Raw genomic sequence first — 13,602 nt, 5'->3', positions numbered from 1 at the left:
TTTTCTTGTTTCATTTTACGTTGACTTTGTGTCAACTTTTTCTAGCGTAAGACATTGGCGATATGGTGTCAGATGTTTCATTTCAAAACCTTTCCATCTTGTTAGTTTATTCTCCGAATAATTCTTCGAGTTTCTTCTCTATTTCCTCACCTCGTAACCCACGGGCGAGGATGGTGCCGTCGGGGGCGAAAAGGATGATTTCTGGAATGCCGCGGATACCGTATGCATCGGTAGCAATTTTCTGTGAGTTGATGATTTGCGGATAGGGGATTTGGTATTCATTAATGGCTTTCAGTGTGGCTTCGGGTCTATCGCTGACTGCAACACCAAGTACCATCAGTCCCTTTTCCTTATATTTCTCGTAAACTGTGATGATGTTTGGAATCTCTTGAAGGCAAGGACCACACCATGAAGCCCAGAAATCGACTAACACGTATTGGCCACGCCCCACATAATCGCTGAAGTGAGTCGTTTTGCCATCGTAATCCACGGAAAAATCTATGAACATGTCTCCTACATCGGCTGGCGGAAGTGCCATCAGGTGTTCCAATCTCTTTTGAACACGGTAATCGGATATCTCATCGGCAGCAAGAGAATTAATGAGATTCTTTTCTGTTCTTGCGGTCAAGTCTATGGGAGAAGCCATCAATAGTAACGCTATTCCAAGAGCATCGTTGCGATGTTGTTCTATCAGCGAAACATACAACTTTCTCGCTTCGTCGCCATCTTCTTCTGCCAGCCTGTAGATTTTAGTCCTCTTCTCGCAAAACAACTCATTCATGGGCATCCCAGTCATCTTACCCTTGGAGTAACTAAAGGTACCTGCTTCAAGGATGAAAGACATAGTGGCTGTATCTGTCTTCTCGCCATTGAAGTAGGGTATCTTCAATTCAGAATAGAGGGGTTTATCTACATATCCCGTGAAAAGGAACTTGCCTCCATTCACAGCACTTTTCTGTAGAATCCCCGCCTTATGATTTGCATCATTCTCGAGAATGACAGAATCGAGGTCATTCAAATTCTCCACAAGCACACCAACAAAGGGTGACAAGTCGCCACTGATAGTATAATTATCCGTTTGGCCTTGTGCTGCTATCGTCAGCGCAAAAGCCATCATCATCACTAAAATCTTTTGCATGTTGATAAATGTTTTTATGGGGTTATTTATTTCTTTGGACTCCTATTAAACTGCCATGCCACGCGGAGCATGACGTAGTTGGGGATGATGCGATACCATGTCTCCGTCCGCCCTTGGGCGTTCACTTCATAGGTGGTGTTTGATAGTTGGTTGAATATGTCGTGGCCTTCAAGCGTAAGTTTGACCTTGCCGTGCAGTATGGTCTGGGTGACCGAGGCGTTGACGACGAACTCGTCCTTGTTCATCACGTCACTGGCATATCCACGCCGGCTCAGCATCATGCCGTCGATATTCAGCGTGGTGTTCCACGTCGGTATGGTCTGCATGGCGTTCACGCCGTAGCGGAAGTCGAAGGCGCTGATGTTGCTGAACGAGGTGCGGTGCCCCCAAGTACGACGCCACTGCAGGTTGCCGCTCATGCCCACCTTCGTGTTCTTCGCCTTGTAACTCATTTTCAACTCCTCGTGGAGATTCACGGTCTCCACCTTGTTGAGCAGGGCGTCGGTCATGTCGGCGACCGAGGCATAGTCCACCGAATGCCACACATTGCAGCCCGTGCCGCTCTCCACCCACCATAGCTGGTTTTTCTTGAGCGAGAGCGTGGTGTTGTAAGAGGTGTTCCACGACCAGTTGCCCTCCACGTTCTCCGGTCGGTATGTGTAGGCACCGGTTTGTTCGTTGTAGGTGAATCCCTGGGCCACTGATCGGATGTGATAGGTGTAGCTTGACGTGAGTCTGGCGGCGGTGACACCCGTTTGTCTGGTTTTCAGCCTGGCTTGCCACATCATGCTTGCGTTGATGCGGCGGTTGTCCTTCAGCGAAGGGTTGCCCTCGGTGATTCGGAGTGCGTTTCGGGCATCACGGTAGGGCATCAGGTTCATCAGCCCTGGCGATGAAGACGTCATGCCCATGCTCAGCGTCCATGCGTTGTGTCTCAGGTTAATCGAGGGATTCAGCACGAACATGTTGTGATGGGCGAGGGTGTCGATTCTGCCGCGTTGGTAATCGAGCCGCTCGTGTTGCACATGGAAGGGCAGGCTCAGCGACACATCCAACGGGAAGTGCCCGGTCCTGTTCAAATTCAGGGTCACGGTGAACTCGTTCTCCTGCTTCCTCAGTCGGCTGTAGGTGCTGTTCTCTGCATCGTACACGGAACGCAGCATTTCACGGTTTGATGGCAGCAGGTCAATGGCGGTACTGTCTCGGAGTCCCCATCCTGGGAGATTGTGCAGCGTGTAAAGTGGGTCGCTGCTGTTGGTTCCGCTCACCATGTACCGTTCCGTAAGGTATAATTTTAGGTTCTTCCACAACATACAGTCGTATTTTACCGAAGGCTCGAACTTGTAATCCATGGTGTAGGCGTCTTGGAACTCATGGCGGAAATGATCGGTCTCCGTTGTCACAGACGTGGAGTGCTGGCGACTGAATCCCTCGCGTTCGATACGTGACCACCACCCGTCTATGATGCCACTGACGGCCTTGTAGATGGTAAACCTGGCATTTGCCCAACCCAGTCCATATTGTTTCGTCTTGCCGAGGACTTCTGTCTTCTGGGTGGCCGTAGTCTGCTCGTCGTCCCATTGCCGCAGGTTGCCCAGCGTGCTGTTGTCTGTCTCTTTATAAAAAAGATTTATCCTGCTGTCGGGAATCCACGGCGCCCAACGGAACTCATTGCGCACTTGGAACGCAGTGATTTTGTTCCTTGCAGTGTGTGTGCTTTGTGCGAATGCCGTCCCGGTGGGCAGGAAGCGCTCTTGATAGGAGCCCGATTCGTTGAGGTCGTTGAAGTGGTCGAATGAGATTTCCAAGATTTCATGCAGGACCGGGAAGCCGGACCATTTCTTCGTGGATTGGTAGTCGAAGCTCGCGCCCGCCGCCTTGCGTGTCGAAGGCTTGTTCTGGTTGCCCAAGACAAGGCCCTGTCCTTCGTGCCATCCTTGCGCGATGGCGCGGGTGATGTCGTTGATGTTGTTCAGGTTGCCGAAGGCTCCCATCGTCAATGTCTTGGTCAGCATCAGCCCGAACGCCCTTGTCTGATATCTGTCGTGTGTGCCGCTAGCCGCCTCCACGTTGGCTATCGAGGTCAGTGCATATTCGTCTTTCAGGTTCACGTCCATCACATACTCGGGATGCTCGTCCTTGATGCCCCTTATGGCTGCTTGCAACGACTGCCTTTCATACACTTTCAGTTCTTTCACCGTGAAGTACGGCAGGTTTTCCATCAGCACCTTTTTGTTGCCCCTAAAGAGCGACCTGGAGTTGAGTGTCAGTTCGTCTATCTTCCTGCCGTTGATGAATATCTCGCCCGCATCCGTCATTCGTGCGCCGGGCAGTTGCTCTATCAAGTGCTGCAGCATCGAACCTTCGGGCAGTTGGAAAGCCGTGGCGTCATAGACCAGCGTGTCACCGCGCATCTTCACCTTGATGCGCGTGGCCTTCACCACCACCTCGTCCAAACCGATGGTCTTAATAATAGACTTACGCATGTTAATCATCGGCACCTTGAGCGTATTGTCCTTGTATCCTTCGGGGATGTTCACCTTCGCCCAGCCGTCCTCATAGCCATCCTTCTGCACCCGCACCAGGTAGTTGCCGGGCTTTCCAGACATGCCGATGTAATATATGGTGGATACGTGAATGGAATCGTTTCCAATCTCATGGACTTGCGGATAGCACTCCACCATCGTGCTGTCATCGCGCATCAGCGTGACCTTGCAGCCGAAGAGGCCGCGCTCCAGGAAGCCGTCCTGCACGCCGCCTTGCAGCACCACGCCTGAACCCTGCCCCATTGCGGAAATGGCGACGAGGGCAAGGATGAGGGTAATGATGTTCTTTCTGTTCATATTGTTAGGTTTGGCATCAATTGTTGCGCGTTCTCTTCATCATTTGCCTTTCTTCAAGTATGCTGAAAGGGTGTCATTGCAAGGCCTTCTCTATTTCTGCTTTGAAGTGCAGTTCTGCCCCGTCGGAAAAACCGATCTGGTGGAGGATCTGCTTGCCTGTGCGGTCGTAGAGATAATATTGGGGAATACCCTTCGTCTCAGCGAAGCAAGGGAGTTTGTTCCAGAAACTGGAGGACATACGCAAGTGATAACCCGTCATGGGGCCGATGCTCCGCCGCCAGTTGGCTTCGGGACTGGACTCGTCTGTCAGATAGACAAAGACCACATCCTTGCCTTTCAGTTCCTCCTTCACGGGACCCATCTTTCTGATGCCCCACTTGCAAGGTCCGCACCATGTTGCCCAGAGGTCGATGAAGACCACCTTGCCGGGAAACATGGCGGCAATGGCGTCGAAGAACAGCTCGGGCGTGGCGTCGGGCATGACGAGCAGATGGGAATCGGCAGTGGCTTCCCCTGTGCGGCTCCTGATGAGACTAACACGGCGAAGGTTGTCGCCAAAGTCAAACTCGGTCGCGTCGGCTGGGAGGGGTTCGAAATGGAGAATGAGCGAATCCGTCTGGCTGGTGTTGACGTAGTGCTTTCCCTCGACGAAAGGCTCCTCGCCCTTGATGAGCAGCGAACCCTTCTCGCCCGCCTTGTTGATGGTGGCTATCAGCGTGTCGCCCTTCACTTCTCTTCCCATATACGTGGGGATGCGGCGGCCGCTCTTGAGGGCATAGCGCTTGCCTGCGGCCTCAATCCAGGCGTTGGTGCCGCTCCATCCACTAAAGTTGCAGTGTACATTGACATGCACTATTGTTGCCGTGTCGCTCAGTTCCACCCTCATGGGTTCAATCACCTCGCCCTCCTGCTCGTCGTAGGCGGGGTTCACGATCACTCTCGTTTGTGCCTGTGCGGCGATGGCCGACACAAGGACACACATTGATAAAAGAATCTTTTTGCCTTTCAGGCGAAAATTCTCACGTTCGGCAGAGCAAACAAGTTTTCTCTGCTCTCTCTTAATCGAATTTTTCATGTGCTTTCTTATTTTAATGCCTTTTCAATTTCCTTTCCAATTATCTCTAACACTTCGTTGCTGAAACCTGTGTTTTCCCATACGCGCTTGCCTTGACGGTCATAGAGATAGTATTGGGGTATGCTTCCAAGACCTGGAATCTGATTCCACAGGGCGCTGGGGATGCGGTAGTGCTGACCGGGAATCTTGATGACGTAGTCGTTCCATTCGTAGATGGGGCTGGATTCGTTGGTGAGATAGACGAACACCACGTCCTTGTCCTTCAGTTGCTCCTTCATGGGTTCCATTGCCGTGATGCCTTTCTTACAGGGGCCGCACCATGTGGCCCAGAGGTCGAAGAAAACGGCCTTGCCGGGGTATTGGCTGGCAATGGCCTGTAGGAGTTGGTCGCTCGGAACGTCGGGTGTAGGCATCATGCGTTCCTTAGCCTCCCGCTGTAGACGCTCCACGACGGTGCGGGTGGTGTCGTTGAAGGCACGAAGTACGGGCTGGAAGTAGGGATGGGCGGCAAGAATCACGCTGTCGGGCTGCACATGGCCTTGCCGCATATACGCGGCAATCTCCTTAGCTTCGGAAAATCCTTTCAGCATCTCGTACACCTCGCCGCGATTGAGGCCATTGGCTTCGAGGTAGGGCAAACGTTCGGCCCTTGGAGGCAGATAGTAAGAACGGCCATCGCGGAAGAGCATCAAGTCGCGGGCATGAGCATCAACGAGCGTGTGTTCCTGCACGGTGCGCACATAATAGTCTTCTAAGAGCAACCGTAGGAAGTCCTGCTGACGGCGCGTGTAGCCATGGCGTTCGATGATGCCTCGGCGTAGGGTATCGAGACTCTGCCACAGCGCATCGCACCATGCCGACACATTCTCGCCTTCCGTGTAGGTGGGTGTTCCATTGATGTGGCGATAATGCAGAAATACGTTCTCCAATAACACTTGGTTGAGGTCGCCCAGCGTACCGCCAAGTCGGTAGCAGTCGTGGTTGGCGGGACGGCCCGCCGCAAAGTTCCCGTCGCGAGCCAGACAAGCGGTTGCGTCAGCTTCGAGTGTCAGAGTCTCTCCTGGGATGAGTATCAGGGGGAACTGGTCAACAGACATTCCTGCATCAACCCGACAGCCGAGCCATATTGGGCGCGTGGCGACATAGGCTGGATGGCGATAGATTATCACGGAGTCATTGTACAGGGTCTTGCACTCATACTGTCCTGTAATGGGGTCGCGGCTGGGGTCTCCAAAATATGAGAAACCACCGCCGCCGTGTAAAGTGCAGGTTGCCGTTGCCTCGCCATATTTCAACGTCAGCGGCTTTAGCGGCTCGCCATCATCGGCAGGCTTCTGGTAGGGAGGCAGGGCAAGGGGATAAAGCTGGTTGTCGAGTCGGATGCCATATATTTTCCAATGGTCTGGATTGTCGTCTTCCAGGAAGTCAAAGGTCTTGGCACTTTTCGGTAACGGATCAAAATAAAGAATGACGGAGTCTTGCTGTGCGTTCTCCGAATATTTCTTCCCTATCTCAAAGGACTCGTCGCTAAGCACCGTCGTTTCCTCGTGTGTAATGATGCGCCCTTTCTTATAGGCATACTGCTGTCCTCCACACTCCAACCGTGCGCCGTCCATGCTCCAATCCCGCCAATGGGCGCAGTTCATGTGGAAATGCACGATCGTAGCTGTTTTAGTGAGTTCCACTTTCACAGGATATAAGCTGCTTGTTGATGTTGACTTGAACGCAGGTCTGTCAATGACCTTGTTCTTAGCACTCACTCCGCAGCATACGGCCACGAGGGCGAGAATGATGGTAATTAGTTTCTTTCTGTTCATTGTTATTTCTTCTTAGGTACTTTCTGCCAGTTATATGTCAGGTGGAGCATGACGTAACGGGGCAGGGTGTTGCGGATGGTCTCGGTGCGACCTTGACCATTGATAAAGAGATAGGTTGACGAGAGTTGGTGGAGGATATCGAAGCCTTCGAGACGGGCAACAAGGTTGCCGGCAGCTTTCTTTCCGAAAGGATTAACGAAAGAACGGGAGATGGAAGCATTCCATACAAGATCGTTTCGGTTCATCGACTCATCACCATAACCACGACGGGAGTACATCTTGATGTCGGTGGCAATGCCAAAACCCTGCAGCCAACGAGGGGCGTGGCTTTCAGTTTCGCGCTTCACATTGTAGTTGGCTGTAAGGCCATACTGGAAGTTGACGGCATTGATGGGGGTGATGGTACCTTCCTTGTTGTCTGTATGACGATACTCAATGTATGTAGGAAGACCAAGTGTGAGATTGCCAATGGTATAGTTAAAGGTGAGGCGGTTTTCGAGGTAGTAGTTGTTGACATGCGACAGACCGTTGTTTATATCAACATTACGGGTATAGTCACCATGCATGTAGTTGTCCAACATCAGTTGGCGCTTTTTGTCGAGTGGCATGCTATGGAAATCAAAGAAATACGTCTGCCAATTGCCCTCAACATTTTCGGGGCGATAGGTAGTGATACCCGTAGTCGGGTCGTAGGTTTGCCCCTGAGACACTTGATGACGGAAGAAACGCAGACCGCCACCGATGCGGTGTGAGATGCGTTTTTCGCGCCAGTTGCGGTTCAGGCCGAACTGCATGCGGTGGTTGGTGGCGCCACGTAGGTCGGGGTTGCCATAGCGACGAACGAGTGGGTTCTCGTTGTTGAGGATATTCACCTGTTGGAAAAGGTCGGGTGTTTGGAACTCGATGCCATAGAAGAAGTCCAAGCTGCGTGCATAGTTGTCTGCCGCCCATTCTATGTGCAACTCGGGCGACATGGTCCAACAGTGTTGTACAATCGAGGTGTCGGCATAAGCACTGCTGTAGTTAAGACGCTCGTTCACATTGAAGAAATGCATCTGATAGTATATCTGGAAGTACTTACCGTCCTGCTCGTAGGTATAACCAGGTGTGATGGCCAGTCGGTTTTCCAAGCGGCGGTGGGTGCGATTGTAGGCGTTTTGAAGGTCAAGGGTATCAGCCAAAAAGACATCGTTGGTGTTGTTTCGCTCGCGGAAGAGGAAACGGTATTCGGTATTGAGCCACAGGCCATTGAGCCATGTGATGCGATAGTTAGGCGCAAAAGCAAAGTCTGTTTCGCTGGAAGGCGTGGACGAGTGGCGGTTGAGGATGCTGTTCAGAGTAGGTGTGAGCTGATAGCGTAGTTGCTGCTCGGAAGTGCTGTTGTTGTGACCACGTTCGTATGAGGCATCAATTTCAATACCCATGTTGTCGCCAGAGGCTAGTTTATAGTTCAGTATGTTGTTGGTCAACAATGTTAGGTTGTCGCCGTCGCTCTTAGACTGTTGCAGGTTGCTATTGACGAGTTTCTGCTGCATGTCGGTGCTGAGTGACGATGCAAACACGCTGTCAAGGATGGTGGTCGTTGACCCAAAGTGGGCAGGGTCATCGCGGAACTGTGCCGAACGACTGAGGCTGTTGTTGTCGGTATTGTTATATTGCAGATACGACCAGGAAAAGAGGAAGAACGGTTTCTTCAGCTGAAACTCATTGGTTACATTGACACTCAAGTCTCGGTTACGCGCATTGTTCATTTGACGAGAGAAAGTAGAAGGAGCATCTGTATGGAACTGTTCGGCATTAGTCTGTGTCTCATTCGTCGTTTGCTGCCAACCAATAGCTGCATTAGCCTTCTCCTGCCAACGCTTCTCACGGTCTTCTATCAGCAAGTCTGCTCCTGCCGTACGATGTTCGCGCAAACCCTCTGGCGAGTTGCTGGGCGACCAGTCACCATCGCCGCCAGGTCGGCGTGTCTCGTTGATATTGTTCGTACTTCCGTAAAGGGCTAAGCGTGAGTTGTCGGTATAGCGCATGGCGAAGAAACGGGCGAGGTAGCGGTCATCAATATCCTTCTTGAACGGAGAACCTCCAGCCACCTCTATGTTTGCCAACCAACCTTGGTTATATTCACGTTTGAGTTGTACGTCCATCACGAAGCGCTTCTTCTCGTAGTTACGTTCCAGATACTCGCTCAGCTCCGTGCTCTTATGATAAGTCTGCACCTTTTGAACGGTATAGGCGGGCAGGTTGTCAAGCATCACGCGGTTGTTGCCTTTGAAGAAATCCTTGCCGTTGAGCATCAGCTCATCGACCTGCTCACCTTGTACCAAGATACGTCCATCGTCCTTCAGTTCCACACCAGGCATCTGACGGATGAGGGCGTCGAGCATGGAGCCCTCGGGCAGGTTGAAGGCATCGGCATTGAAAGTGATGGTGTCGCCACGATAGAATAGCTTGACTTTCGTGGCACGCACCACTACTTCGCCTAACTGGTGTGTGTCCTCTGTCATGCGTGACCGTTTTTTCATATTGTGCCAAGGCGCATCAAAGTACGTGTTGCGGGCTATATGCCGAACGTGGTAGTTGACATAGGTGGTCTCATAGTCTGGATGCTCAGCACGGATGATGTAATGCTGCTCGCGGGCAGGGATGTCAAAGCGGTAGGCATAGTCATCCTTGCCTTGGCTCCACTGCTTGAACACGTGCATCGTATCTACAATGGTACTGTCAGCACGCATCAATGTAACGAATGCATCTTTGATGCCGATACGTGTCACAGAATTCTTGACGTGCCCCCACAGGGCGATGGTTCTCTCTTTCTTTTCCTTCACTTGCGCCTGTCCCCCGACAGATATGGCGAGGGCGACGACAATGAAAACGAAGCTAATTCTTTTTGTCATAATTATTGTTTTTTTTTGTGTTAAAGACAGAAGGGAACATCACTGCGGCCTCCTGTTGTCCCGGGGGTTATTTACTAACTTTTAGGCATAGTACTGGCTACCTATTGCCATGATGGCATAGGAAAACACAGGTCTATTATTATGAAAGTCTATTTATCCTACTCAGAGTGCATATTCGTCAACGGTACTGTGAGTATGCGTTTTAAATCAGCTGGCATGGTGATTCGTTGGAAGATATGCGGTGTGGCCGCTTCGTTCGAAGCCTTACGTACCACCAGATGGTCGGCATCGGGCATGGAGTAAGCTAACGGATCCATATCTCCTAATTGAAGAATATCTCCATTCTCTTTCAGGAAACCACAATAGCCGCCACCAGCAGCACGGAATGCCTTGGGTTCCTGTCGGTGATAATGAAGGGTGAGAAACAGGCTATCGTTAATAATCATATATTCCTCGGCTACATCGCCTGTTACCGTTTTAGTGAGGTCCACCCACACACCATCGAATTTCTTTCCGTGAGTGCTCTTAGCCTGGCTGATTGTCTGGAAAATCTCTAACAGCTCTTCATCAACGGGGATGCGGCTCCATTGGTCGGTAATCTCCGGTCCACTTGGCATGGCGTTTTGATAGGGCTGGCGCGTCCACTGGTTCTGGAACGTGTCATCATCAATGAACGTATAACGCAATGGTGCTCCCAAGGCATCGACCAACGTGTCACCCTTCAGACGCATCTCTTCCGTAGAGTAGGAGAAGTGGATTGTCTTGCCGTTGCGTGCCTGATAGGTCATAGTGAGGAACGTATCGTAGTTGTAGAAGGCAATCTGCTTGCCGATAGGATACATCTCGGTGTCACTATCGGTATTCTTTGTGAAGTCCATCTTCCACCAGCCCATCAGCGGGTGCTCCTTGATTTTCTCATTGCTCTCACAGGCCATCATGACTGCCGCTGATAATACCACTAATGTCAGAATTGACGAGATGATGGCTCGGCGCATACTCACCTTCATATTGATTTGGCGATCCATGAAAGCAATGCGATGGGTGATAGGCTTACGACCAAAAGCTGAAAGGATCCATACGGGACCGCCACCCTGCATAGAGGCACGCAGCAGCGAGTACTGATAGGCCGTACGGTCAACACCCTGACGAATCACATCACTGTCAACCTGCAGCTCTTGCTGCAGATGCAGCTCACGGAACAACAACCAACAGAAGGGGTTGTACCAGTTAAATGCCAATAACAGATGGAAAAGGCAGAGCCAAAGGAAATGACGATGCCGCACGTGGGCCATCTCGTGCATGGTCATGAAACGGCGCATCTCCTCATCGAACCTGCGAGGTATGAAAATACTGTGGCCGAAGGAGAACGCATGGGTTCCATCAACGGCAAAGAGTGTTGCTCCATCGGTTTGGCTCATATACTCCTGATGACGTCTCAGGCGGTACAGACGCACCAATTGCCACAGTTGGCTGAGCAGCACGACAATGATTCCTGCTACCCACAGCCATCCAAATACACTGGATGCATCACGAAGGAATGGTCTCACGGCAGGCTGGTCTGCAGCTATCGGTTTTTTGATTTCTGCCTTTAGCGTAGGCATGGTCTGACTTGTTGTGCTGCCAGCTACCTTGACGGGAGTCATGACAGAATAGTCGGGCTGAACCTGCACCTCGGTAGTCGTGTCAAGTTCCACCCAACGTACAGGCATGACAATCGAGAATACAGTGATGATTATCATTGCTGTAAAGATGAAGCCTATTGCCCAACGTGCTACGCACTTCAACCTGACAACACCAAAATAGATGAGTGTGAACATGGCACCCACCACTATGGCTGCGAAAGGAAAAAGACCTGTTTCAAGTGTGTACATGATTGGTTTGAGATTTGAGTTTTGAGTTTTGAGATTGGTCGTATGATGATTAGTTATGACTTTTTCTTCTCAATGATGCGAAGAATCTCGCTGATATCATCATCGTTGAGTTTCTCCTCCTTAGCGAAGAAAGATACCAAAGAGGTGAACGAACCGCCAAAGAAAGTCTGCTTTACCTCTTTCATATACGTGCGTGTGTAAGCATCGCGTGACACCTCAGCACGAAAGCGCTGGCCACGGCCTTCTTTCTGTGAAGTCACAAAACCCTTATCTTTCAAAATCTTAAGGAAAGTGAGTAGGGTGGTGAGTGCCGGTTTTGGTTCTGGCATCCGCTCCATAATCTCTGCCGAGGTGGCGCCTTCTTTGGGCAGGCTCCACAGGGCATGCATAACCTGTGTCTCGGCTTTTGTTAACTGTTTCTTCTCTTTCATTGCTCTAAAACTTTAGAATTATGGCGCAAAGATATTCTAAATATTTAGAACTTCCAAATATTTTCTCTAAAACTTTAGAATATTAACAAGAATTAAGAACTGCAATAAGGGCTTGTTATTTCCTGATAAGTTTATACCTCCTCGTCGTTTGGCTTCTCCATGATGATGGTGAAGCTAGATTTGTCTAACACGCTGCTGACGCGCACCACGCACGGCATGTCCGTCTCGATGCTCACTTCCGACACGTCGCCGTCGAGACAATAGGGGAAGTCGGCCACGCGCTCGGCTTTGCCGCTTCGCTTGTCGAAGAACTCGCCCTCGAAGGCGAAGCCCGTGCAGTAGTCCTTGCCGGGTGCAAAGGTACAAAAACTTTCCGAGACAAAAGCAGGGGATTTCGAATAATAAAAACCACCCATTGTAGTAATCAAAGCGAGCCACTGTTCATCAGTTGCTCGCCTTTTTGCTATAAGTTCTGTTCTTATTACCTCCATGTGGTTCTAAATAGCCAAACTCAGTAAGCTGACGCAGATAGCGTTTGGCTGTTGTAGCATTGAAACCAAAGTGACTGACAATTTGTTCTGTGGTGAATTCGTCCTTATCGACCACAAACTCCAGAATATCGACCAGTTTCTCTGCCAAAGAAGGCTTTATCGACCATTTACCGACCATTTTCTGCTGCAAATCCTGTTTATCGACCATTTTCTCGCTGGTTGATACAATATAATGGTCGATATCTGCTTTCAGATGTTGGCAATGCAGACGGGTCATACAATCAATAAATATGCTGATATCTTCATGCTCACGAGTATCTATCAGAGCCTGAATATACTCCGTTTTATCCTCTTTCAGTACCTTGGTTGGCAACACATCAAATTCCATCTGCAACAGATTCATCAGCAGGCGGCAGGTACGCCCGTTTCCATCGGCCCAGGGATGAATAGTCACCAACTCGAAATGCGCCCAGAAGCTCAGTTCGTAGATGGCTGCAACATCCTTTGTGTCAAGAGATTTACGGCGATGATTCAGTTCTTCACAGAAAGCAGCCAGACGTGCAGGGACTTTCAGATATGACATATACGACTTGCCGCCCAATCCTGCTGTGACATTCAGTTTGCGCAGTTCGCCCTTGGCAGCAGAGAAATCTCCGCCAGCAGCGTGATACTCACTACCCGTTCGAGCCATCACCTTTGATGCCAGCAATACGAGCCACTCAATCGTAATATCTTCATGTTGCTTGATCCATTGCATCCCATAGTCGTAGGCCGCTTTCAGGTCGAGGTTCATCATCTGCTCCATCATTGTGCGCTTACTGCTGGTGATACCTTCGTCAAACAGCAATTGCGCCTCCACCTCCGTCACCGTTGAGCCTTCGATAGCCGTCGAGTGCGTAATGATGGAGTACAGATAGAACTTCTGGTAGTCAATCTGCTCCGATATACCCAGTTCCTTATGTCGCTGGAGCAATCGTAACAATATGTCTTTATCTTCTTTATTCATATTTCGTTTGCAAAGATACACCTTTTTTATTAA

At 50.5% G+C, this 13,602-nt stretch carries 9 protein-coding genes; all 9 read right to left on the bottom strand.

Annotated features, from left to right (window positions below; all coding sequences use genetic code 11):
* Positions 1–106: 106 nt before the first annotated feature.
* The gene (locus Q0R57_RS09610; protein ID WP_294746655.1) at positions 107–1,138 is read right to left on the bottom strand and encodes a TlpA disulfide reductase family protein; all 1,032 of its coding nucleotides are present in this window, start codon (positions 1,136–1,138) and stop codon (positions 107–109) included.
* A 26-nt stretch (positions 1,139–1,164) separates the two neighbouring features.
* A complete protein-coding gene (locus tag Q0R57_RS09605) occupies positions 1,165–3,981 on the bottom strand; it encodes an outer membrane beta-barrel protein (protein WP_294746652.1) in 2,817 nt (938 codons plus the stop codon).
* Between the two features lie 73 nt (positions 3,982–4,054).
* Positions 4,055–5,056 (bottom strand): TlpA disulfide reductase family protein, encoded by a 1,002-nt coding sequence (locus tag Q0R57_RS09600; protein ID WP_294746649.1) that lies wholly within the window; start codon positions 5,054–5,056, stop codon positions 4,055–4,057.
* 8 nt (positions 5,057–5,064) lie between these two features.
* Complete coding sequence (locus Q0R57_RS09595; RefSeq protein WP_294746645.1) at positions 5,065–6,873, bottom strand: TlpA disulfide reductase family protein; 1,809 nt, start codon at positions 6,871–6,873, stop codon at positions 5,065–5,067.
* 2 nt (positions 6,874–6,875) lie between these two features.
* Positions 6,876–9,770: a hypothetical protein gene (locus tag Q0R57_RS09590; protein WP_294746643.1), complete on the bottom strand. Its 2,895-nt coding sequence runs from the start codon at positions 9,768–9,770 to the stop codon at positions 6,876–6,878.
* Between the two features lie 158 nt (positions 9,771–9,928).
* Entirely contained in the window at positions 9,929–11,641 is a 1,713-nt protein-coding gene (locus Q0R57_RS09585; protein ID WP_294746641.1) for a M56 family metallopeptidase, read from the bottom strand.
* 53 nt (positions 11,642–11,694) lie between these two features.
* Positions 11,695–12,072, bottom strand: a complete 378-nt coding sequence (locus Q0R57_RS09580; RefSeq protein WP_294746640.1) for a BlaI/MecI/CopY family transcriptional regulator — start codon at positions 12,070–12,072, stop codon at positions 11,695–11,697.
* A 131-nt stretch (positions 12,073–12,203) separates the two neighbouring features.
* A complete protein-coding gene (locus Q0R57_RS09575) occupies positions 12,204–12,488 on the bottom strand; it encodes a hypothetical protein (RefSeq protein WP_294746638.1) in 285 nt (94 codons plus the stop codon).
* 28 nt (positions 12,489–12,516) lie between these two features.
* Positions 12,517–13,569 carry a Fic family protein gene (locus Q0R57_RS09570; RefSeq protein ID WP_294746635.1) on the bottom strand — a complete coding sequence of 351 codons (1,053 nt, stop codon included), beginning with the start codon at positions 13,567–13,569 and terminating at the stop codon, positions 12,517–12,519.
* Between the last annotated feature and the right edge of the window lie 33 nt (positions 13,570–13,602).

Origin of the sequence: uncultured Prevotella sp. (genome assembly GCF_946407605.1) — a bacterium.
Classification (GTDB): domain Bacteria; phylum Bacteroidota; class Bacteroidia; order Bacteroidales; family Bacteroidaceae; genus Prevotella.
This window is presented reverse-complemented; position numbering and strand designations above follow the sequence as displayed.